The sequence below is a fragment of the Roseiconus lacunae genome, from assembly GCF_008312935.1.
In the GTDB taxonomy this organism is placed as follows: Bacteria; Planctomycetota; Planctomycetia; order Pirellulales; family Pirellulaceae; genus Stieleria; species Stieleria lacunae.
Genome location: NZ_VSZO01000009.1, coordinates 385,474 through 409,612, shown reverse-complemented (window position 1 = coordinate 409,612; position 24,139 = coordinate 385,474). Strand labels below are relative to the sequence as shown.

The window sequence follows — 24,139 nt, the reverse complement described above, 5'->3', positions numbered from 1 at the left end:
GGGAGTCCCGGGGACAGAGCACCGGGAGATTGTTCTGGGGGACAGAGCACGACGGGATGTTGCTATCAAATTGAATCGGTGTTGTTGGCGGATGTGGAATGTTGCTATAGCCCGGTGGACAGGATTCGACTCCGTTTTTCCACCGACATCCAGCTTGGCTCGCAAGATGCAACCACGCACCCCCTCCTCCCCGACTCGTCGATTTCCGATCGGCTTTCTGATCGCCGGCATCCTCGCCGCTAGCCTTGCGGGCTGTAGCCTGCTGAAAGGCAAAAAAGACGGGGAGGTAAAGAGCCTTGCTAGCTTGATGGAGCCTCCTACGCCCCCCGAATTGATCGGACAGGCGGCTGCCCCGCGTGGTCTGGCCCCCATCCGAATTTCAGGTGTCGGACTGGTCAATTCACTCGCCGGTACCGGAGGACCTGCGGATCCGTCTCCTTATCGCGATCAATTAGTCGATGAGATGAGACGGAATGACATCAAAGATGCGTTCGCGATCCTCGAACAGGATGACAACGCTCTCGTCCGCGTGATGGGAACGATCCCGGCCGGTGCGAAGCGTGGCGACCCTATCGACTTGGTTATCGAGTCGCCGCTCGATGCGAATGCCGAAACACTTCACGGCGGCTGGTTGCTGGAAACGCGTTTACGACAGCAAAAGATTTTGGGTGGCCGGGTCCGTCAAGGCGGTTTGATGGCAATGGGGATGGGCGCAGTCCTGCCTCGATCGGCCTTCGAGTCCGGCGACGATCCCAGACTCGCGACCCAGGGATTCGTCCTTGGTGGCGGAACCGTTCAGGAGAGTCGCCAGATGGGCTTCGTCATTCGGCCCGAATACCAACACGTCAAGGTCGCGGCCCAGATTGCCGCCGCAATCAATCGACGGTTTTTCTTTTTTGATGGGACGACCCGTCGAGGAGTCGCAAAGGCCGTCGAAGATGATTACGTCGAAGTCGAGGTGCATCCGCGATACGAAGATTCCTTGGGACGGTACGTTTCTGTTTTGCGTTCGATCGTGATCGACACCAGCGTTTCCGAGCAACAAACCCGTCTGCGAACCCTGGCGAGCGAACTGGCGGACCCGGCGACTGCCGCCGAAGCCGCGCTCCAGCTTGAAGCCATCGGCGAAAGTGCGATCCCGACATTGATTGCCGGTGCGAAAAACGCGAACCCGGAACTTGTCTTCTATGCCGCGGAGTCACTTGCCTACCTTGATCGACACGAATCGATCGAGCCACTAGTTCGGGTGATTCAAACCGACCCCGCATTTCGATATCCCGCGTTCAAAGCGCTCGAAGGTGCCGAGCACCCCGGTGTTGTTGATTCTTTGAAACAGCTCTTTGATCAAGAAAGCATCGAAACGCGATATGGGGCATTCAACGTGATGCGGCAACGGCGGGAATCCGGCGGGATGATGTCGTCCAAGAAAATCGGCAAGACATGCATGTTCTACCGAGTCGCTTCTGCGGCTGCCCCTGCGATCGCAATTTCGACTCGCGAAACTCCCGAGGTCGTCGTGTTCGGTGATTGCGGTCCGCTGCGGATTGACGGAGCGATCCTTGGCCCATTGGGATTGATCGTAAAGCCCAATCCGGCCAACCCTCAACAGCTTCGGGTTAGCCGCTTCCAAGTCGGGGAGCCTGATAGGCGACAGATTGCCGACGCCACGGTCGCGGGCCTGCTGGAAGGTATCGCGGCGGTCGGCGGCGATTATGCCGACATGGTTTCTGTGTTGCGAACCGCCAAGAGCGACGGCGCGATCGCCGAGCAGCTTGCGATTGATCCTTTGCCAAAACCGCTGCGAACCTACTATCGCAATGAGGGGTCCGAAGAGAGCGAAGGCGAGTAGACGGATCGAGGGGCGATCGTTTTTAATAGCCGCCCATCCCGGTCCGGTGTGACCGGCGATTACAGATGGGATTCCTTGAAACCGGAAACCCGCTGATCCTCGCAAGCAACATGCTCCATCCCCCCGAAGGCGGTCCATGATCGAATTAGGCGTCAACATTGACCACGTCGCAACCGTTCGTCAAGCGCGGCGGACCTACGAACCCGATCCGGTCGTCGCGGCGGCGCTTGCCGAACAAGGCGGCGCCGACGGGATCACGTTTCACCTTCGCGAGGATCGACGGCACATTCAAGATCGCGACGTCGAATTACTGGTCCAAACGGTCACTGTTCGAACGAACTTTGAACTTGCATGTGCTGACGATGTATTGGCGATCGCGCTACGAGTCAAACCGGATTGGGCATTGCTGGTGCCCGAGAGTCGTGAAGAAGTGACAACCGAAGGCGGTTTGAACGTCGCCGGCGACGACGGGCGAATCGCCGCGGCGGTCAAGAGGCTTAAAGGCGAGGGAATCTTGACCAGCCTGTTTGTTGATCCTGACCCCAAGCAGGTGGCGGCATCCGCGAAGCTGGGGGTGGATGCCGTTGAGCTTCATACGGGACCGTACGCGCACGCCGGTCGCGACAACGTCGCTGCTGAAATCGAGCGGTTGCGTGACGCCGGCCGGGTTGCAACCTCGGAAGGCATACGGCTGCACGCAGGGCACGGGCTGAACTATGCCAACGTGCGACCGATCGCCAAGCTTGAGAACGTGATTGAGCTAAATATTGGTCATGCGATCATTAGCCGCGCCGTGATGGTCGGCATGCGTGAGGCGGTCGCAGAGATGCGACGCATTTTAGACCTCGTGTCGAGCTAGAATTTCCAGCGGTATTCCATCCGGGTCCCATAGACGTCACGATCGTTTTCCCGCCATCCATGCATGGCGTCAAATCGAAGTAGGGTCGCATTGGTGATTGGGAATTGGTAGCGAGCACCGACGGCGAATTGATCGCCATTGGCCAATGCCATATCGCCGTGCGGAGTGAGGTAGCTGAGCTCGAGGAGCAATTGACGATCCAAACTTTCGCCGATGAGGTCGATACCGATCGAGCCACCGACGGTATCGGCGGCAGAGACATCGAGAGTAGCAAATCCGTTGACGCCATCGGTGTCGAAGTTGATCCCGGTGTTGCGAAGAATACCGCCCGAGATTCCGGCGCGAGCCACCGATTGCGGTCGTCCCCAGCCATAGAAAAAGTTTGCGTACGGAACGACGGTCAAGGGGGACGCGGTAATCAGACTGTTTTCGACTAACAGTAGGCCGCCGTCGGCGGTTCGCTGGTTGCGGACGCGATCTTGACCGCTGTTGACAATCACGCGAACGCTGTTGCTTAGCCGATCGAAGTAGCGGCGTGTGAAACTAACCGTTGCGTTATGGTAGCTGAGCGACTCATCTTGCCGGGCATGCAGGTACGCGTACCCGGCTTCGATGTATCCGCCATACGCTTCGATGAAAGCAGCTGTCCCGTATGCGTGGGCATCGTTGTCGTCTTGGAATGCCGGGCTATTGAGTTGGTCAAAGAGTGCAAAGAAGGTCCAATCGAAGTTCGACCAGTTCAGCAATCGGGAATGTTTGGCGGGAAAGGCAAACGCGAATCCACTAGCCGCATCTTCCATCCAGATGCCGTTTTGAAATAGTAGCGGTACAAGGCCTGCGGTCACCGGAAATTCAAACGGCGACGATTGGCCTGACCAAGCACCAAGGATCGCACCCATATCTCCTTCAAAGAAGGCCGTCGCCGGGGTTAGGTCCATTTCGTTTCGATAGCGGAGGTCACCATCGACCAGCTCCCATCGCGTGAATTGGTTGTTCTCGTCGAGCGGACCGACAAAGGTGTGGAAGCGTTCCGAATCGGTGATTTGTAAATCGAGATCAAGATTCAGGCGGTTCGCCCAATTGTCAGTCCGCCCAGCGGCGTTGCGTCCGCTGGCGACCCCCGTCCGGAAGTCGCCGTACATGTAAAACTTGGGACGGACCAGGTTGTAGGGACCGAACAGGTCGATGCCACGCGGTGTGATCCCATCGCCATACCAGACTCGGCCCCATTCGATCCAAGGGTGCTGCGTCGGGACATCGTGTTTTGAGTCGTATGGAAAGGCCTCCTGGGCACCATCGACCGCGTCGCACTCATTCGCCAGGCACACGGTCGAGAAGTCTGCACTGTTGGCATGCAGTTCCGCCTTGGAGAGGTCGATTCGCGGATTGATGAACGTTTCCGATGTCGGCTTGTCTTTCGTCGTTTCCTTGGCGTGTTTGTTTGGGCCCGGCTTTGTTTCCGTCGCGACCGACGCTAGGGTCGGACGCGTGGTCGACGTCATCGCGAGTGGATTCGTAGCAGTTTGACGGGGCAACGCTAACGCTTGTCCGCCGTTGGGCAGGCGATGTGGCATCGTCGGACCGGCCGGTTTCCATCCGCCCAACTCTTGTTGTGCCAGTGATGTGAGAATCGAAATATTGAATTTTCGGGCATCAAACTTGGTGACGCGAAAATGAGCAGGCGGTTTTTCGGCTGCGACTTCCATTCGAGTTGACGGTAGTCGACGGATTGTGCGTCCGCTTAAACGGTGTGTTTGCGCTAACGTTGTCGCCGCACTAACGAGGAGCAACATAACGAAAACGATAGAAGAGATCGATGAAACTCGCTTCATTACTTCACCCAGAACGTGTGGCTGCTGGGATGAAGATCCAAAGTGCCTTCGATCATTCGGCGAATCATTTCCGGAGTACTATTGATCTGTCGCATGAAGTACATCGGTTCTGTGCGGCTACGCAGGCGAACACTCAGTCGATAAGGACCGCGTTTGGTCATCACCGATGACGGGATGTGGTAATGGGCAACGCGATGGTCAAGCGGCGCGATGCTGTGGGCTTCCATGCGGATCAGAGGTGGATGATTGAGGACCGACACGGGGACCGCACCGGGCCTCAGAAAGACGAGTTGATCGAGCGAAAAGTTGAGCGGCAGCGCGGCCTCCCGATCGGTCCCCCGGACGTTGTTGATCAGAAATTTAGTTTGCAAATTGAACAGGTCTTTGTCACGTCGGATACGATGGGTGGCAACGTCAACGGAGTGCATGTCGCAGAGGTCGCCGTTGCTGTCGAGATAACCGCTTTCCCAAACGCGAATGCCATCGGGATCGATGAGGGCAACGTTTAACCAGAGCTGAGGTTGGGCACCGAGCGACCCTGTCGGCAGGTTGTGACCTTCGCTGATGTTCTCGACACGGTAGCTGAACCGGAAGTCTTGTCCGGCAAGCGGTGGTGTTAAAAAGTACGGGCCGCAGATTTTCGTACCGCCTTCCATCGTTTGGATCGCGGCGGCGCGTTTGATTTTCAATCGGTGAAGGTTTTCGTCGATGATCTTGCGAGCGTCCCGACGGTCATCGGTGGTGTCCCAAGGTTGCGGGAAGGATTGGTTTGGCGAGACAACCTTTTCGAAGGCCTCTGTTCCCCAGCCGGCACGATAATCAAAGTCGAGCCACTGGCGCGGGCTGAATTGTTTGGCTTTCTGGTGATGGGGGAAGATGCCGGGGTGAGCAATTGAGTACCCGGGACCCCAAAACATGTGGTTGGATTGTTTGCGTTTCTCGCCAAAAGGTTTGTCATTCAAATAAGCCGCGTACCCCGTGTCGTAACCCAACGGTTTTCCTGGAACGGCACCCATGTGGCAGTCTTGACAACTGACGCCACGCTTCGCTGCCGGGCCGCTGCGATATTGAGCATGGACGACTTCCAACCAGATCCCGGGATGGACGGCGACCTGATGACAGGAAACGCAGATGTCGCTCTTGGTCAACGGCTCGAAGAACTGGCCTCGGCGATGGATCGGTTGACCGGGACCTTTTTCCTCCGGAGAGGTCTTCAACTTGAGGTCTTTCTTGTCGGCGATGGCCGCGCGAACGCCTGCGCCACCATGCCCGCCATTGACCGGGGCATGGATGTTACCAGGTTCGATCCGACGATCACCGTTGCTGCGCCAGTAGTGTTCGTTGACGCGGTGACACGCGATGCAGGTCACGCCTTCGCGGACGACTGGCGGCGCGTCAAGAATGCTAGCCGCACGAGGTAGTTTTAGTTGTGTCCCAACCGGTGAATGGCAACGAACACAAAAACTGCCAACGGTGCCTTCAGTCAGTTCTGTCATCGCTTGTTCGAAGCGATTGAACATGGGCGAAACAGCAGCGTAGGCATGACCACTTGATCGCCATTGTTCGTATTGTCCGGGGTGGCACTTGCGGCAGGTTTCGGCGGATGGATAACAGTCTTCCGTCCAGAGGTCTTCGTGGGGATCTTTCTCGCCGGAGTTCGATTCAGAATCGTCTCGCTCGTCGATCGGATCGGGGTCGGCGGCGAGGGCGCTAAGCGGATCCAATTGGTCATCGCCGCTAAGTAAGTCATCGCCACCGAGTAAGTCATCGTCACCGAGTAAGTCATCGCCACCGAGTAAGTCATCGCCGGAGCCACTTGATTCTGGCGTTGGGGCCGGGCGGAACGCCATGCGGTACGCTTGACGCAACTGGGTACGCGCATGTTCGGGGGATGACCATCGCAGTTGAGAGGAAGCGTTCGGGGCGCTTTCGCGGTTTCCGATGCGACGAACTCCGGACTGATGCGAGGTCGAAGTCGCGCGGTGAAAGCTGCTTTGGCTAGGTAACGTACCGGATTGCCATTGGTGCGGCTGAAGTGGTGCTTTCCAGCCATTGGATTGCTGATCAAGGTCACCGCCGCGTTGGCTCTGGTATGTCGGCTGTGCGTAGGCGCGACGTTGGTTCGTCTGCTCTGTCGAGGCAAAGAATTCAGCTGCGGCGGCGCAGAGGGGTTCGCTTTCCATTGTCCTGATCGAAACACCGTCAGGCTGCGGCGAAGGAAACCGAGGAAGCGATTGCGCGCAGCAACGTGAGAACGGAACGACTATGAACGCCAAAACCAGCGCGCGGACCAGGGACGCGATCGGCAGAAAGCCGAGCGATCCGCATGGCAGGAACGAATTCGACACGAAGGGAAGTTTCATCGGCGGGTCGACAGAATTCAGAGCGAACCAGTCGTGCTGGAACTCGAGCAAATCGTAGCGGCCCGCTGTTCGCGGATGCCGTGACTTGGCAGCCGGTCCAAATCCCCCCCGGCACTGCCGGGGCGAACGACATGAGATCGATCGGGACGGGCAAAGGCTATTGCAGGAGCCAAGCACTCTTAGGTCTGGATTCGACCTGCCAGGACCGTTGCATTCGGCGAAGTTGTTATCGGTGGAACATTCTTCCTAATCGATACACCTTGCCGAGAAATCTTCAGTGGACGGGATAGTGAACAGGGGACCGGATCCGCCATTGAGAGCTAGCATTCAAAGGATGTCTCCAGTTTTTGTGCCGGTGAGGGGAATCCCTCAGGCGACGAGTTCACTGGTGCTCTGTTGTTTCTTCCGTTAGCTAATGCTTTTTTGGCATTTGGATTAAAGTGTCATGTCCGAACACAAGTACAAGGTTGTCCCAAGCACCGCCCAAGAAAAGGTCTACCGTTGCAAGGTTGTCGGTGATGCGGCGGCAACGCTACATGTCGGGGCGAGAAAGCTAAACGTGCAAGTCCGCGAGACTTGCGGTGGCGGATTCACGCTCGGCTTAGACCCCAAACAAGTCAAGAAGATCAGGTTGGGGGCACGTTACGAGATGCACTACGACGATCGACGGTTGTTGGTTGCACCGGAAGTTTTTACTCAAGCGGTTCAGGGTGAACCGAGACTGCAAGTGCTGACGGTGCGCGAGTACGAGCCAAAAAAGCGCTGGGCATTTCGATTACCGTTCAGTAAAGGCCAGCGAATCGTCAAGCACGAAGGCACCATTGGCAGCACGGCCGCGTACGGCGGATTCGTGCTGGTGTTGTTCTGCGTGATGGCTTTACCGGGGGTCGGCGACAAATTGGGGACGGCACCTCGAATCGAAGCTGCACTCAATATTATGGCGCGCAATTTCGGTGATGTCTTCGAATCGTTTCGAGGATAAGACGGTTTGACGTGGCAGCGCGAACTTGCCTACACAAGGTGGGCTCGACTTGCTCGTCGCCGCCGAGTTTCACGCACTGCATGCATTCGATTGCGTTGCGTCGACGTCGCCGAGCGAACGGATCGGTAGCCGTTAAATCTTTCCTAAAGTCACTGGCCGGCATAACCGATAAAGAGGGTGTCCCGAAGTTCGGGCACCGTTTCTTTTTGCGCACGCCGGCCCATGTCGGTTGCCGGGGAAACGAACTTGCAACGCGAATCGATCGGCCGACGCACCATGTTCTTCGTCAATCAACGATCAGCCAACTCAATCCCAGCCGCGATCACGACTGTCATCGTGGTCGCCATCTGCGTGATTTCATTCGGCGGTTGCCGGCTATGTTGCGATCGCGAGGATGCTGCGTTCGCCGCGTACGGTGGTGCTTGGCAGCGGCTGGACCGCAACTCCGGTCGAGTCGGGAGTCTAAACGATCCGGCCGGTGCGAAGGTCGGCAGCTTGGAATCGAAAACCGTAGATTTGGGCGAGGAAGACTCACGGAGTCAGATCATTCCGCCGCAACAGGGTGGGCAAGATCGGCCTTCGTCGTCGCCGCAAGACGAAGAGCCCGAGACGATTATTCCCAAGTTCGAAGAAGAGACCGACGAAGAATTTCAGGAGCGACTGAAGCGATTCCGGGAGGAGCAACTAAATGCTCAAGTCATTCCCGGTCAGCCTTCGCCACCCGCGTTCCGTTAACGCTTTGCAGAGACTCGCCCGATTGAGAGCAGAACGCGACCTTGCGTGGCGCCCTTTGGTTGATTCGCATCACTCGTCCGCCGAGTTAACGTTCGGTAGCGGTTGCCAGTCTGGCGGAAGCGGAAGGATGCCATGTCTCGTTTGGTAGTCAAGTTCTTTGTAGCGGACGCTGACGAAATCCGTAGTCGCTTTCAACGCTTCGTTCAGTTTTGCATCGATCAGCGTGCTAACGCGGGTTCGATCAACGCGTCCCCGTGAGTTTTGCACATCGCTTAAGGGGACGATGAAATTGCGGAGTCGTTTTAAGCGATCGCGAAACAATTGTTCGATCTTTGGATGCGATGAGATCGCGACGTGATCGAATTCATGTTTGACAATCGCCGCGTCCCAAAAACGCTCTGCCGTCGGTGGCGATCGCAACCAAACATCATGAGATTGAATTAAGCGAACGTTGCGGAGGTTCATCGCAATTCGAACCGACCTTCCTGTTGGGTTGGTCTCCGATGTGGATCGGTCATCGATCACTCGCCAGCGTGCGTTGCTGTGATAGCGATACTTGAACTTGAAGCGAGTTTCGCCGGCGAGTCGTCCGCCACCAGGAAATGCGGTCATGGTTGTTTGCGCTTCGCCGCCGGTGATCAATCGAACGTCGCCTTGATCGATCAGCCGTTTGATCGGAGGCGGCGGGGGCGGTAGTTCGGTCAGCAGGATTTCAACCGCGTCGGTTGGTCTTCGCTGCGGGCTGATCGGCTGTTTGGTCGCATTGTCATTGGCTGGTTGCTCGGTAGGTTCATCAGTCGCTTCATCAGCAATGGTCGATGAATGGGCAACCAAGGCGACCGCAACGATCCAGGCAACCGCGATAGGAATGCCGTGTTGTAAATAGAAAGTCATTCGTCAGGTCAACCGTTGCGACGGAAGGCTGCGAACGGGCGCGGTGCGAGGACGTCGATGTCGTTCGGCGAGTCCTTCGCGGGCGTTGTCACCACTTCAAGAACCGAGTCAGCATATCGATGCCTGGTTCGGTCAAGAAGCTCTCCGGGTGAAACTGCCAGCCTTCGATTGGATAAGTCTTATGGCGAACGCACATGATTTGGCGGGTTCCGCCGGTGTCGGTCCAGGCACCGACCTGCAAACAATCGGGAACCGTTTCCGGAGCGATCACCAGGCTATGATACCGTGTCGCGATGAACGGTTGGGCCAACCCATGAAAGAGCCCGCCATCGTCGTGAAAAATTTCGTCCGTTTTTCCGTGCATCAACTGGGGGGCGCGGATGATCGTTGCCCCGAACGCTTGGCCGATTGATTGATGTCCCAGGCAAACACCTAGTAACGGAATTTTCCCGGCAAAGTGTCGAACACAATCGACGCTGATTCCGGCTTCGTTGGGAGTGCAGGGGCCGGGGGAAATCAGGATCCGATCGGGGGACAGGGCGTCCAGGTCGTCGACCGAGACTTCGTCATTTCGAAAGACCCGGAGCTGGACACTCGGGTCGATCTCGCCAAGGCGTTGGACGAGGTTATAGGTAAAGGAGTCGTAATTATCGATGACGATGACCATGGCGTTACTTGTGAGAATCGAAGCCGGTTGTCAATGAAATTTTGGACGCTTTGACAAAAAACGGTTCTTTGACCGCGAAGTCCGCAAACGCTCTTCTTTCCAAATCGGGATCCAACCTATAATGACATCTACCAGGCCACTTGCCGAGAGCCTGCCGTGTCACTTCGCAATGGAAAAGGAACGAAACGCTCGGCGCTTTGCGATCGCATCCGTCGTGTTTAACATCGACTGTTTCCTACTCCATTCATTCGGATTGATTTATCGTGCTCTCGGTTCGCCCAAAAGTCGCCGAACTTTCGTTTCACGTGTTCAGCCGGTCGCTGCACCCGGAACTTTACAACGTTCATCGGACGCGGCGGATCGAACGGTCGGCGTATCAGGCCCAAATCAGTATCACTAATTGTGGCCATGTGATCACATGGAATCGCTGCGGTGACGGACCCGTGACCATTTGCGAAGTCGCAACGGGGGCCCACCAGCCGCTGCCGACGAAGCGCCGCGTGATCTCTCAGCCACTTAAAGGGAGTCGCACCGAGAAGGTCAGTTGCCAATCCGGTGTTTCTTACCGGACTCACTTTCAGCTCGAGCCGGTTAGCCCCGATTTGTTTTTTATGGTCGGGCAACAGTTAAGCAAGCAGCCAGTCGAGGGGTTGATGCATACCTTTGACTCGAGCGGACGAATGTCGTTCGGTGCGCTCAGCTATATCAACGTGGAATGTCGGCAACGATCGATGCTGGTCCAAGCCGTTCACACGTTTCCCGATGATTACGCGATCGTCAAAGTCGAGTCGCTGTTTTCGTTGCCGGAATAGTCGCGCAAAAGGCAGATCGATATGGCCCGCTGGGACGGTCTGGTCGGTGTCATTGATCTGAAGCGTGGCCAAGCGGTTCACGCCGTCGCCGGGCGACGTGATCGCTATCAACCGACTCGGCAGTTTTATTACCCCGACGGAAACAAGGTTTCGATCGATGGCGATGCGGCGCTTCTTGCCCAGCAGTATTGTCGCGTCGGAATCGCCGCGATCTACGTCGCAGACCTGGATGCCATCTGCGGCGGTGCTCTTCAAGACAACACGCTCGAAGAAATCATCACCGCGGTTAGTCGCATGTCTTCGAGCGGCGTGTCCTATCGAATCGACGCGGGGCTTGGACAAGCCGATGATCAGATTAAAGCCGAGCGTTTGGCGGTGCTGTTGGCAGGTGTTTCCAACTGGCGGGTCTTCGTAGCAACCGAAGCGGCTGTTGACACGTCCGTCCTGGAAACACTGACCGATGTGCTTGGAAAGTCGCACGTCGGTGTCAGCTTGGATTTTGCCGCCGGTCAATGGCTGTCACCGCGAACCACACCACGTCGATGGATCGAAGCGATCAACGCGCTGGAGATTGAAGCCGTCATCGCACTTGATTTGACGTCTGTCGGCAGCGGCGATCCGAGACGCACGATCGATTTGATCAAGCGTGTTCGCGGTGACCTTCCGCAAGTGCAGTTGACGAGCGGCGGTGGGGTCCGCACCGAACCGGACGCACGGCGTTTGCGTGACGCCGGAGCCGACGAAGTGATGGTTGCCAGTTTATTTACCGGCGACGGGTCACCTTTCGCCGCATCGGATTGATCAAGTTCCGTTTCGCTTTTGTACCCGCGTCGTCTTCCGATACGATCTCTTTCTTCTTCGGCTCTAGGCCTTCGATCGAGTCGCGGATGAGCAGCTTGTTGATCCGCTGTTCGATACCGGTCAAGAAGTCACCTTGGCCTGGGACGATGAATGTGAACGCGACGCCATCGCGACCCATTCGCCCGGTTCGACCGACGCGGTGAACGTAGTCATCGCTATCTTCGGGAACATCGAAGTTGATGATGTGCGAGATCGTGCTGATGTCAATTCCTCGGCCAACGACGTCGGTAGCCACCAAGATCTTAAGCGTGCCATCGCGAAGGTTCTGTAGTGTTCGGTCGCGTTCACGCTGAGCCATGTCTCCGTGCATCGCCGCGCAGTGCTTGTGCTTTTTGCTGAGCGCTCGCCACAAGCGGTCGGTGCCGCGTCGTGTGCGACAGAACACAATTGCTTGTTCTGGTTCTTCACGGTCAAGAAGCGTGAGGAGTAGTTCCAGCTTGCGATCTTGATCGACGGTGAAGTAATGCTGTTCGATCGTGTCGACCGACATTTCGTTCTTGCAGCAATCGATCACTTCGGGATCCTGCATATACGATTCGGCGAGTCGCCTCACCGTGTCCGGCAGCGTCGCTGAGAGTAGCAGCGTTTGACGGTCTTTCGGGCAACGTCGCAGGATTCGCTCGATCTGCGGACGGAATCCGATGTCTAACATCCGATCGGCCTCGTCCAGCACGACGCACCAAACGTCCTTGGTTCGCAGTGACCGGCGTTGCAGGTGATCATGCAATCGGCCTGGCGTACCGACGACAATTTGAGCACCGTTTTCGAGTTGCCGAAGTTGTTGGCGAATATTGCGTCCGCCCGCCAAGACGGCGATTTCGGTCGGGACACCCGCCGCAAGGCGTTGTGCTTCGCGCCCGACTTGATCAGCAAGTTCGCGGGTGGGGACCACAATGATCGCTTGCGGATCACGACAGTCTTCAAGTGAATCGAGTTGCTCGAGAATCGGAATGGAGAATGCGGCTGTTTTGCCGGTTCCGGTACGAGCTTGTCCGATGACGTCCAGTCCGTCCAAAGCCAGCGGGATGAGTTCCGCCTGGATCGGTGATGGTTTTTCGAACCCCGCCTTCTTGAGGGCACGACGCATGATCGGGGACAGATCGAGCGCATCGAAGCTCTCCTGTCCGGTGTTTTTCGGTTGACGTTCCTTCTTCTTTCTATTCATGCGGCTAGCATAACCGCAGTTTGCCGTTTCCACTATGACGGTCCCAACACTGTGATCGAATTGCGGTCAAAGCCACGTCAATCGGATCAGCTACAGCGATTGTTCACCGTGGCAACCATTGGGAAACGGCGACAGTTTTGTGAAGACTGACTCTTCCCTGGCAACGCATTTCTTCGTCGGCGGCCTTGAGTCGCACGTGGACAAGGACTTCTTCACATTCGGGGATGCGATCTTGCCAAGCGATCGGCAGGTGAAAGCCATCAATCGGTGTTGCCTTGACGAGCTCTCGAACCTCGGCAGGGGTGAAGTCCCAGCGTCCGATTCGCGGATCGGATGAATCATCAAGCGGATCGATCACCACCACATTAAGTTCCGCGTCAATTTCGTAGTCGTCGAGCGAAAGAACGTTCCCGGCCCGATCGACGGCGGTCACGACAAGATAGAGTCCGTCAACGCCGTCCTCTTGATCAGTTTGGTGAACACCGGAAAGCTGGGGGTGCAACTCCAGTCGATCGGGGATCGCAATCGAGACCGTCTCGTCGGTTTCATACGACATGGTCTTGATCGTCGGAGGCAGGACAATTTTTCCTGGCGCCGAAGGATCTTCTGAAGGAGGCTTGGGGTCGCCCGGGATGATTTGGTCATCGGGCAATTGATCCGGAGTCGGTGGCAGCAGCTGTTCACGCGGTGACGTCGGCGGTGGAAGTGATCCGCTTTCATTGGGAACGGCGTTGGGATCGGCATCCGGAACGGGCACGGGGACGTTCTCTAACGGCATCCCTAATCCGCTATCCGGAGCTGTGTTTTCGTCTGCCGGAGCCTTGCCGGAATCGTCCAGTGGCGAAAGCGGAACGGCGTCTTCTTCGGGTACCGCGATCGGATCGGGATCTTGCAGTGGCTGTGTGCTCTGGGGTGTTTCCACCGGAGGCATCGGCAGGGCTGGCGAAGAACGTGGCGGATCGGTTGTCCGCAGATCGCTGTTGTCGGAGGGACGATCGCTGGCGGGAGGATCATCGGCGGTGGGCGAGTCCAGGTCCATCACATCGTAGTCGGGGACGGGCTCTGGGACTCGTCTGTGCCGCTCGGTATCAAACGAGTGTTCGGGTGGCAGTTCGTCCGCGCCGAGTGAAACGGGAGGCGCTGGAGATCGCGACTGTTCCAGTTTGTCGCGGAGCACGCGATTCTGATAGTCCGCGTCGTAGAGCTGGTCCTCGAGCACGCGGATTTGATTGGTCAGTTTTTGGCGGTAGTAGTCGTCCTGGGCCCGTCCCCGGCATCCAATCAGCGCAACCGTTCCGGTGGCCACGATCAAGCCGAACGACTTGCCAATCGGAAATTTGGCTAAGGCTACGGGCCGGAACGTCTTCGGCGAGATTGCAAGTCGGGAAAGGAACGCGTGTCGAATCAACGAGATACCACAAATTGTCTCAAGTTCAGCAGGGTGACGACCGACATCGCCCGGTCGAATACCTGCCAGTAGCAATTCGCGGCGGCCGGGGTCAAGATTGCCTGCCAGAATTTGCCGGTGTTTCCCACGGTCAGCCGGGCTATTGGGGGATCATCCTGGGGAAAACCATGCCCGGCGCGATGCGAAGCGCGTTTCCTGGCAGTGTTAATTTGTGCCGATTGTGGTGACTGTATCGATTTTGAGGATTTTTCCGATTTTTCATGCAGGGTGAGAAGTGCGGCCGACGATACGCCAAGTGACAGATCGTGCCGAGCGAGCGAATGGCTCGTCGGTACACCAATGAACCGAACGAATCCGTCTGACTTTGACGGCCCCCCATCGATCGGTTTTCCTCCCCGTGTCTTTAGTGGTGACGATCGTGACAAACTTCAACACCTCCCGCCGATTGGCAATCGCACTGGTTGCCGTGTTCGCGTTATTACCCGGCATTCACGCCGACGCTCAAACGCAAACCAAAGATCGTGAACAGCAGGCGCGAGCCCAATGGACCCCGGTCCGTGGAAAGCAAACTTCGACCCGTTCTCGTCAGCCGTCGCCCAAAGGAACGACACGAACCGCGACGACTCGTAAGCCGGTACTGAAGCCAACCGATTCGGCTGCCCCACAAGGCATGGTGACGCAGGCATCTCACGAACTCCCGTCGCCGCCACCTTATGGCGAGACGATTGTCTATGAAGGCGAGTCGGTGGTCTACGAGCCTGCCGGTGTTGGCATGGCTTGTGATGCGATGGGGACAAGTTGCGACTGCGGCGGAGCGGGTTGCGATTCGATGGGGTGTGACTCGATGGGAAGCTGCGGGCCGAATTGTGGATGCAGCTTGTGCGGCGAGCTTTCCGGCGGTCGCGCATGGCGCCCCGCGGTAACGCTTAGCCTTCCTCAAGACGGTTTCGTGTCTTTCGAAGCGTTGCACCTTTGGACAGACGGGATGAATGTTCCCGCGCTCGTCACGCAGTCGCTGCCCGGTGCGATCAGTGGTCGATCGGAAGCCGGCGTGCTGCCCGGGGCGACGGTGCTTTATGGTGGGGGTGACATTTTGGATGACTCCCGCGCCGGCGGACGACTGCGATTCGGATTCTGGTTGGATCGTTGTCATACCGTTGGCTTGGCCGCCGAGTATTTGGAACTTGAACGTGATTCGGAAGGGTTTTCCGCTTCGAGCACCGGCGATCCAATCTTGGCACGACCGTTTTACAACGTCACGACGGGGATGAACGATTCAGAGTTGGTCGCGTTTAACGACGGCTCGACGGCGCTGACGGGAAATGTCTCGGTGCAATCCTACACCGAACTAGTCGGCGGAAGCGTGCACGTTCGATTCCTTCGCGACTGTGACGAAGGTTGTCGTCAATGGTTGTTCTGCGGATGTCGGGATCACTACTGCACACGATCGGAGTTTCGAATCGGTTATCGCTTCATGGAGCTGAACGAAGGCGTTTCGATCCATGAGGATCTGTTGAGCACGGGGATCAACCCAGGGACCTTTGACATCAACGACGCGTTTGACACCGAGAACCGGTTCAACGGTTTGGACCTTGGTTGGAGTCGTCGGATCGTCCGCGGCTATTGGACGGTTGAAAGTCTGATTCGACTTGCGGTCGGCAACACCAATCAAATTGTCCGAGTCAACGGCTCGACATCGATCAACGATGGCCCGGCGCAATCGGGAGGCCTACTAGCTCTGACTAATCAAGGCACGTTTGAACAAGACGAGTTTGGTGTGCTGCCCGAGTTCAATCTGACACTCGGGTATCAACTGACCGATCACTTGAAGGCCAGCGTTGGCTACACCGGCATCTACTGGTCGAACGTCGTCCGGCCGGGAGAGCATATTCCGACGGCGGTGAACCCCGACTTCTTGCCACCGGCCGTTAGCGGTACGGATGCTTATCCAGGTTTTGCGTTCAACACCACTGACTACTGGGCTCATGGGATCACCTATGGCCTGGAATATCGATGGTAATCGTTAAATCCTACCGCGTGTTGAATTTTGGTTGACTGTAGACCGATAGCACGATCAGAGACTGTCTCCCCCCGAAGAAGACGGCATCGCAGAGGTTCGGATTGAGTTGAACCGATGCGGATCAGGTTACGCTTCCCCATTTCGCGTGACCGAATCGCCAAGTCACCCAAAATACAGGAAGTAATCCATGGTCTGGCAACGAATGATTCAGCGGCTGACCGGTCGCAATCGTCGTGCAGTAGAAGAACGCTCGCGGCGACGAACTCTGAAACTCGAAACGCTGACCAAGCGGCAACTTCTGGCAAGTGACATCGGCGCGGTCACCGGGGTTGCCTACACCGATTTGACCGGGAACGGCTTGACCGCCGATGATCCTCGATTGGAAGGCGTTACGGTTGAACTGTATAGCGATACCAACGCGAACAACACCTACGATGCCGGTGTCGATACGTTGGTTGACACCGACACGACCGATACGGCGGTTGATCCGGTACCGGGCCAATATCGATTTGATGACCTAGCCGCTGGCACGTATTTCGTTGTCCAAGCATCCGCCGGCGCTAGTATCACGGCGCCGAACGCATCAATGGTGACCGTCACCGCCGATGACGCCGATGGCGATACGATCGTGACGATCGATGACTTCACCACCGGTGCCCAGTTGATTGCGGCCACCGGCGGGGCAACCGAACTTGGAAGCCAGTCGGCGGCCAATGCGCTCGGAGGTTCACGCGACGTCGAATTGATTCACACCAACGGTAGCGGCAACACGACGTTTCAAGTCGATAACGGGACGGAATTGCTGAGTTTAAGCACTGGTGGTGGCGCGACGTCTCAAGCAACGGTCGAGTATGACGGTGCCGATGGGACGTTCGGATTGAATGTCCCACCAGGATTTTCTCCGATCGCTTCCTTGGCCGGCGGAACGGCAGGCGGCGCGGTGCCGACCAACACCGGCATCGAAATCTTAGGTCGGGCAGAGAATCAGCCGGAAACGATGACGGTGATCGTGTTCTCGTCGGCAACCGAAGCCTCGGAAATCGATATCACGATTCCACAGGATCCAACGCTGCAAACCGTTTTCGTTGACTTTACCGATGTTGGCTGGGGCACCTCGGGATTTGCCGGGGTCACCAACCCGGCTGACTTCAACAGCGTGATTGCGATTCGTGCGACCGCGACCGTAACGCTGGCGGATAATGACATCTTCTTTTCCGTCGTTGAATCACGTGGCCCGGATCCGATCGAAGTCAACTTGTCGAACACCCAGTTGCTTCAGCTAGGCGGCACCGTGTTCGAAGATCTTGGCGGGGGTGCCGATTCGAACAATGGTACGCTCGACGGAACCGAAAGCGGGTTGGCGGGGATCACCGTTGATCTTTATGAAGAGCCCGGCGGGGGCGGGGCGATCGATCCTTCAACGCAGGTCGCAGTCGCCACCACGACGACCGACGGAAGCGGAAACTATGTGTTTACCGACCTCGACGCTGGCAATTATTTGGTCGTGATTCCTGACGGTCAGTTCGCAGGTGGTCAACCCTTGTTTGGCTATGCGACAAGCACCGGCAATGATCCCGCTCCGGATCCAGATGACGATGTCGATAGCGACGACAACGGATCGCTGTCGGCGGGCGTCGGGATCGTGACGCAGGAAATCACTCTCGTCGCGGGAAGCGAGCCCAACAACGACGGTGATACGGACGTCAATACGAACTTCACGTTGGATATCGGAGTCACTCCGACGATCGATTTGGAAATCACCAAAACGCTCGACGCGGCCGCTTCGACATTAAACGCCGGGGGACAAGCGTTCTTCGACATCACGTTTACCAACAATGGGCCGTTGGATGCGACCAATGTTGTGATCAGTGATTCGATTCCGGCCGGAATGACGATCGATCAAGCGTCATCTAACTTTGGCACCTACACTCCAACGATCGTCGGACAAGACATCACGGTACCGATCGGCGCTCTGGCCGTTTCGGCATCCGACACGATTCGGATCGCGGTCGATATTGATGCGGGGCAAACGGCCCCACTGACCAACACGGCGACCATTGCCGGTGACCAAGTCGAAACGGACGACTCGAATAATTCTGATAGTGCGGTTGCAACGCTCGACATCGCCGATCTGTCGATCACCAAAAGCGACAACACGGCTTCGTCGGTCGTCGCCGGCGAACAATTCACTTATACGATCACGGTCACCAATGACGGCCCAGACACGGCAACGGGCATCGTCGTCACCGATAACTTGCCGAGCGATCTGTCCTACGTCAGCGGTTCGTTCACGACCGGATCGGGGACCATCACCGAAACTCCGGCGTCGAGTGGTCAGTTGACGATCAATGTCGATGACTTGGCCGATCAAGCGTCCGCGGTGATCGATATCGTTGTCATGGTGGCGTCCGATGCGGGGGCATCGATTGTCAACACGGCCACGGTGGTTGGGGCACCGGATATCGATCCTGATGACAGCGATAACACGGCTACCGAAACCACGCCCGTGGTCCGCAACGTCGATGTCGGTGTTACCAAGACGACCGCAGACACTGCGGTCGCTGGAAGCAGCATCACCTACACCTTCACGGTGACCAACGACGGTCCCGGCGATGCTCGCGGTGTGACCGTCACCGACACGCTAGATACCGCTTTGACGTTCAGTTCGTTCGACGCGGGAACGTCCGGTGTGACGATTAACCAGAGTGGACAAGACCTGACGTTCGATGTCGGGACGTTGACTGACGGACAATCAGAAACGTTCACAATCACGGTCGACATCGCTTCTTCGGCGACTGGAACGCTTAATAATCAGGCGGATATCACAACGACAGACACGGACATCGATTCGAGTAACGACAGTGATGACATCGATGTGACGGTCAACCGGACGACCGACCTGATCCTAACGAAATCGGTTGATTTGGCGACCGCGACCCCCGGTGATGATACGCTGACGTACAGCTTTGAAATCGAGCACGACACCGACAGTATCAGTGATTCGGGGGTGGTGACGTTTACGGATGTCTTGCCCGCGGGACTTACCTTGGGGCAGATCTCAGCTCCGAACGCGACCTCGCAAGGCTACGACAGCGGATCGAGAACGATCACGATCGTGTTTGATCCGATTGCGATCGGTTCGACCGAAACGTTTACGTTTACCGCCACGGTCGACGAAGATGCGACGGGAACGATCGACAACAGCGGGTCGATTTCGGTAACCGGTGGCGACATCGACTCGAGCAACGACACCGACAACGCTCAGACAGCTCTGTCGCCAGAATTCGACGTGACGTTGACGAAGACGGCCGATGACACGGCGCCGGCTTCGGGAACCAACGTGACCTACACGATCGAACTGACCAATGACGGTCCCAGCACTGCGACGGGTGTGGTGCTGACCGATGACATCCCTGCGGGGATGACCTTCGTGAGCGGAACACTTGATGGTCAGGCGGCGACTTCTGATGGAACGACGGTGACGTTCCCGGCGATCACGCTTGACGACGACGAAACCATCTCGGCGACGCTGGTGTTCACCGTCGACGCGTCCGCCAACGGCACGATCACCAATACCGCTTCGGTCGCCGCAGATACGGGTGAAACTGACACGTCGAACAATACCGCAAGCGAAGACATCACCGCGACACCCCAAGCGGATCTTGAGGTCACCAAGTCGGTTGATCTTTCGACCGCTCAGGCCGGTGACACGTTGGTCTACACCATCACGGTGACTAACAGCGGCGTCTCACCAGCGGAAAATGTTACCGCCGAAGACACCCTGCCGACCGGACTGACCTTTGTCAGTGCGAATACACCGGGTGGCGAAACGGTCACCAACAACGGGCAGGACGTGACGGTTGACATCGGCGATATTGCCGCCAGTGGCTCATTCACGTTTACGATCAATGCCACCGTCGATGCGGCGGCACCGAGCAGTGTGACCAACTCCGTGTCGGTGGAGACTACCACCGGTGAAACCGATCTGACGAATAACTCTGCGACCGCCGCAACGACGATCGAAGCATTCCAAAGTTCGATCAGCGGCGTCGTCTATGTGGATACAAACAACAACGGAGTTCAAGATTCGGGTGAAGCCGGGATCTCCGGGGTTACGATAACCCTCACAGGCACCGATGTCTTCAATCAGCCGGTCAGCCGGGTGGTCACGACGAACGACGACGGCGAGTACTTGTTCTCGCAACTCGGCGCCGGGACCTATGACCTCACTCAGACGCAGCCGGAAGACTACGTCGATGGTCAAGAGACTGCCGGAACCGGAGCGACCGCGACAATTAACCAGAACGCGTTCAACGATTTGACCTTTGATGACAGCCCGGGAACCGCATCGGGCTTTAACTTCGGCGAAGTCGCCGCGGTGCTCTCCAAAAGACGTTTCCTCGCATCATCCTGACAACGCTCTCATGATTCGCTAAACGCAACATGATTGATCTGCTGCCAACGGGAGCCGGTGGTGAATGTGGCAGCAAGCGACTCAGGAACTTGAGGAAAACGGTAACGCACGGCCTTTCGGGGGGAAGGCCGTGCGTTTTTTTATTTCTTCGAACCTTCTTTGTTCGAGCGGTTTTGCATGAACCGCAACGTCTGGTATAGCATCTCAGTCTTGGGCATCGAGACGCCGGCTCGCTTTGCCGCCGCGATCGGGTTGGCAAGGATCGCTTGAAGTTCCATCTCGCGACCGGCCAAAAAGTCCAGTCGCATGCTGCTGTCATATGGGACCATCGACCGCGTGTGATCGATCGTCTTTTCGATCCACGATGCGTCAATCGTTGCGCCGCACGCTGTTGCGGCGCGGTGGACTTCGGTGATGATGTCGCGGACCAAGTCGACGCAGTTGTCATCTCCGATCATCTTGTCAGTTGATGCGTCCAAAGCGACTGAAAGCCCGTTGAAGGGGATGTTCCACATCAGTTTCCGCCAGCGGACTAGGTTCAAATCGTCGGAACATTGTGCTTCGATCCCTGCCGCGTTCAGTTCATCACCGATCTTCGCGGCAAGATCCAATCGAGCATCAGAATTTGAATAAGGACCAAAGACGATGCGTCCGTAGTCAATGTGCCGGATGTGACCCGGGCCGACTTTATTGCTGCACAGGAAACAACATCCACCGAACACTCGTTCGACGCCGACGTGTTCGGACAGGGACGCTTCGACTCCTAGACCATTTTGAAGCACCAAAACGACGCCGGATTGTCCCATCGGCTTGGGCAGTAGGCCACTGAGCAAGTGATTCTTGACTGTCTTCAGCGCGAGGATCGTCACATCGCACGGCGGTAGATCATCGGCCGAGCGATAGACATTGACGTCGGTGAGCTGAAAATCACCCCAATGGCTTTCGATATTCCATCCGTGCTGACGAATGTGCTCGTAGTCACTGCGACAGAGGAAGTGAACGTCGTGGCCGGCGCGAGCAAGCATTGCACCATACAGGCCACCGACCGCACCGCTTCCGATGATGGCATAACTCAGTTTTGACATGTCGATTTAGCTGACGTCGGATTCAGGTGTTTCTGTGCCGGGACTCGATTCGCGTGCCTCTAAATCGCGGAGCGCTTTCTTATCCCGTTCTAGATCATCTCCGATGACTTGATCCTCATTCAAGTTAGCTTCGGCGAACATCATGATTTCACCCATCGGTTCGCGTTCGTATTTGAAATCATCCATCACGAACTTTTGTTTCTTTCCATCGACATCGTAGTAGATTTTTGCGATGCCCTTGTCCGCCCACTTACGTTTATCGATCTGCGTGATCGCATCAACCGGGACTTCTTTTCCTTTGCTGTTGCGGATGACGGTTTCGTCGCCTTCGACCCATGTCCCCTGCCCTGACATGAACATCATCAACGCCGGAATCGCGAATAGGCCACACAGGATCGCCATCATGAACTGGGTTCCGATCTTGTGCTGCATTTCCTCGGCTGAATTAGCAGGCGTTCGTGTCGGCCAGCCCTTTTCGGTCGCCAGCGCCTGCCACGCTTCCTGCCGACCTTCTTCGGGCAGTTCTTCGTAGGCGGCCGCCATCGTTAATTTTTTGGGATAGGCAACCAAGCCGTCATACAGGCAATACGCACCGAACGCCAAACAACCTAAAAAGACAAACAAAAACTTACGAAAGAACGGTTGGTGAACGTTGGCGCGGATCATTGATTCGGAAGTCTTGTACGGCGTGGGGTGATCGGGAAGCGGGGGGCGATGACGAGAGAATCGGTTGCGGCGAAGTGGACTCAATTCGCTCGCCAACGGTTCACTCGCAAACTTTGAAGCGATTTGAGCGAAGCTCTTAGTTGGGTTGCATCCGCGAAGCAGGTCTGTTGTCGCTGCGCTGGATGGTTGTTGCTACGTAGGGCTACATAGGGAGCGATAGTATTCCACACTATCACGTAGGCCGTCCCCGATCGTCACCGCGGGTTCAAATAGCAGTTTGGTTCGTGCTTCGGTGATGTCCGCTAAGGAGTCTTTGACGTCACCGATGCGAGGGGGCTCATGGATGGGTTCGATTTCCTGGCCTAAAATCTCGCGGAGCGTGACTAGCAATTCCAGCAGCGTCGTCCGGCGACCGCAGGCGATGTTAAACGTGCGTCCCGAAAGGTTCGGAACGGTCGCGGCGAGCAGGTTTGCTCGAGCCACATCACCGACATAGACGAAGTCACGGGATTGTTCGCCGTCGCCATAGATGATCGGGCGCTCGCCGGTCAGGATCATCGAAACAAATCGTGGGATCACCGCACTGTATTCGCTTTTCGGATCTTGGCGAGGTCCGTAGACGTTGAAGTAACGCAGGATCACCGTTTCGACGTCGGTGGTGCGGGCAAAGGACTGCAGGTATGACTCGGCAGAAAGCTTCGCCGCCGCGTAGGGCGACAGTGGTGCCGGAGGGTCGGATTCACGTTTACTGACCCAAGTGGAGTTCCCGTAAATTGCACTGGTGCTGGCCAACACCATTCGACGCACGTTGTGTTTTTCGGCAGCCGCCAACAGGTTCACTGTGCTCGTCGCACACCAGGCGTGGCAGAGTTGCGGTTCTCGCATGCTGCGGGGAACACTTGCCATTGCGGCGAGATGAAAGATCGTATCGCAGCCCCGGGCAGCTTGATCGACCGTATCGGCACATGCGGCATCTCCGTCGATCACTTCGACCGGGGCGTCGGCGGCGCGGTGTTGCAGATTCGTTTTAAATCCGGTGCTGAAATTGTCCAAGATTCGCACACTCGCGCCCTGATCAAGTATCGCATCGACGACATGAGAGCCTATGAAACCCGCTCCGCCGGTGACGAGGCAGCGAGATCCGTTTAGCGAGGCGGCTGATTCTGGCAATTGGAACGTGGAGGACATGCTCAAATGGTTCTGTTGGGTGGGGCGTCTGCGTAATCAGTGCGATTGTTCCTGCCCCGGTAGGATGATGCAAGCGGTTGCTAAGTTTGAACAGGTTTTCACCATCGAGAAGGTGTTTTTACGAGTGATTTCGGGCTCCGGCGAGACTTAACGATTTTACCGGTGAGATCACTCCAAACCTTCACACGCCTAAATGTCGCTAAAAGCCCGACGATTTGCAGATCGGCGCAGATTTGATGTCCTGTCTCCGATTTTGCAGGCCGTGAAACTCAAAACCGCTATGGACCTCACAAATTGAGGGTTAAACTACACCTGCACGGTTTCCCTGAAGTTGATCAG

17 protein-coding genes are annotated in these 24,139 nt (G+C 56.7%); 8 read left to right on the top strand and 9 right to left on the bottom strand.

All coding sequences use genetic code 11. From position 1 onward, the window contains the following. Positions 1-166 precede the first annotated feature (166 nt). Together FYC48_RS14185 and FYC48_RS14180 are read left to right on the top strand one after the other, a co-directional pair. On the top strand, positions 167-1,849 hold the full coding sequence (locus tag FYC48_RS14185) for a flagellar basal body P-ring protein FlgI (RefSeq protein WP_149497353.1): 1,683 nt from the start codon (positions 167-169) through the stop codon (positions 1,847-1,849). A gap of 136 nt (positions 1,850-1,985) precedes the next feature. Continuing rightward, complete coding sequence (locus FYC48_RS14180; RefSeq protein WP_149497352.1) at positions 1,986-2,708, top strand: pyridoxine 5'-phosphate synthase; 723 nt, start codon at positions 1,986-1,988, stop codon at positions 2,706-2,708. On the opposite strand, the gene FYC48_RS14175 is transcribed toward FYC48_RS14180, so the two are convergent. Further along, complete coding sequence (locus tag FYC48_RS14175) at positions 2,705-4,501, bottom strand: hypothetical protein (protein ID WP_235034254.1); 1,797 nt, start codon at positions 4,499-4,501, stop codon at positions 2,705-2,707. The genes FYC48_RS14180 and FYC48_RS14175 overlap by 4 nt on opposite strands. 38 nt (positions 4,502-4,539) lie before the next feature. Beyond that, a complete protein-coding gene (locus FYC48_RS14170) occupies positions 4,540-6,723 on the bottom strand; it encodes a cytochrome c family protein (RefSeq protein ID WP_235034253.1) in 2,184 nt (727 codons plus the stop codon). 625 nt (positions 6,724-7,348) lie between these two features. On the opposite strand from FYC48_RS14170, the gene FYC48_RS14165 reads away from it, so the two are divergent. Next, positions 7,349-7,885: a hypothetical protein gene (locus FYC48_RS14165; RefSeq protein WP_149497351.1), complete on the top strand. Its 537-nt coding sequence runs from the start codon at positions 7,349-7,351 to the stop codon at positions 7,883-7,885. Between the two features lie 222 nt (positions 7,886-8,107). Continuing rightward, the gene (locus FYC48_RS14160) at positions 8,108-8,620 is read left to right on the top strand and encodes a hypothetical protein (RefSeq protein ID WP_149497350.1); all 513 of its coding nucleotides are present in this window, start codon (positions 8,108-8,110) and stop codon (positions 8,618-8,620) included. A gap of 69 nt (positions 8,621-8,689) precedes the next feature. Here FYC48_RS14160 and FYC48_RS14155 read toward each other — a convergent pair whose 3' ends face one another. Further along, on the bottom strand, positions 8,690-9,514 hold the full coding sequence (locus FYC48_RS14155) for a hypothetical protein (protein WP_149497349.1): 825 nt from the start codon (positions 9,512-9,514) through the stop codon (positions 8,690-8,692). Positions 9,515-9,602: 88 nt separating this feature from the next. After that, positions 9,603-10,181 carry an anthranilate synthase component II gene (locus FYC48_RS14150; RefSeq protein WP_149497348.1) on the bottom strand — a complete coding sequence of 193 codons (579 nt, stop codon included), beginning with the start codon at positions 10,179-10,181 and terminating at the stop codon, positions 9,603-9,605. Between the two features lie 263 nt (positions 10,182-10,444). Here FYC48_RS14150 and FYC48_RS14145 point away from each other — a divergent pair, with 263 nt between their 5' ends. Together FYC48_RS14145 and FYC48_RS14140 are read left to right on the top strand one after the other, a co-directional pair. Further along, positions 10,445-10,993: a DUF2617 family protein gene (locus FYC48_RS14145; RefSeq protein ID WP_149497347.1), complete on the top strand. Its 549-nt coding sequence runs from the start codon at positions 10,445-10,447 to the stop codon at positions 10,991-10,993. A 21-nt stretch (positions 10,994-11,014) separates the two neighbouring features. Then, positions 11,015-11,794 (top strand): HisA/HisF-related TIM barrel protein, encoded by a 780-nt coding sequence (locus FYC48_RS14140; protein WP_149497346.1) that lies wholly within the window; start codon positions 11,015-11,017, stop codon positions 11,792-11,794. Here the strand turns inward: FYC48_RS14140 and FYC48_RS14135 are convergent. Beyond that, positions 11,757-13,019: a DEAD/DEAH box helicase gene (locus FYC48_RS14135; protein WP_149497345.1), complete on the bottom strand. Its 1,263-nt coding sequence runs from the start codon at positions 13,017-13,019 to the stop codon at positions 11,757-11,759. The genes FYC48_RS14140 and FYC48_RS14135 overlap by 38 nt on opposite strands. A gap of 103 nt (positions 13,020-13,122) precedes the next feature. Then, entirely contained in the window at positions 13,123-14,325 is a 1,203-nt protein-coding gene (locus FYC48_RS14130; protein WP_149497344.1) for a hypothetical protein, read from the bottom strand. A gap of 520 nt (positions 14,326-14,845) precedes the next feature. Between FYC48_RS14130 and FYC48_RS14125 the strand changes: the two genes are divergently transcribed. Together FYC48_RS14125 and FYC48_RS14120 are read left to right on the top strand one after the other, a co-directional pair. Then, entirely contained in the window at positions 14,846-16,447 is a 1,602-nt protein-coding gene (locus FYC48_RS14125; RefSeq protein ID WP_149497343.1) for a BBP7 family outer membrane beta-barrel protein, read from the top strand. A gap of 187 nt (positions 16,448-16,634) precedes the next feature. After that, entirely contained in the window at positions 16,635-20,861 is a 4,227-nt protein-coding gene (locus FYC48_RS14120; protein ID WP_149497342.1) for a beta strand repeat-containing protein, read from the top strand. Positions 20,862-21,001: 140 nt separating this feature from the next. On the opposite strand, the gene FYC48_RS14115 is transcribed toward FYC48_RS14120, so the two are convergent. The 3 genes from FYC48_RS14115 to FYC48_RS14105 form a co-directional block, all read right to left on the bottom strand. Then, positions 21,002-21,946, bottom strand: a complete 945-nt coding sequence (locus FYC48_RS14115) for a putative 2-dehydropantoate 2-reductase (protein ID WP_149497341.1) — start codon at positions 21,944-21,946, stop codon at positions 21,002-21,004. Positions 21,947-21,952: 6 nt separating this feature from the next. Beyond that, positions 21,953-22,612 carry a hypothetical protein gene (locus FYC48_RS14110; RefSeq protein ID WP_149497340.1) on the bottom strand — a complete coding sequence of 220 codons (660 nt, stop codon included), beginning with the start codon at positions 22,610-22,612 and terminating at the stop codon, positions 21,953-21,955. A gap of 192 nt (positions 22,613-22,804) precedes the next feature. Then, on the bottom strand, positions 22,805-23,800 hold the full coding sequence (locus FYC48_RS14105; protein WP_149497339.1) for an NAD-dependent epimerase/dehydratase family protein: 996 nt from the start codon (positions 23,798-23,800) through the stop codon (positions 22,805-22,807). Positions 23,801-24,139: the final 339 nt, after the last annotated feature.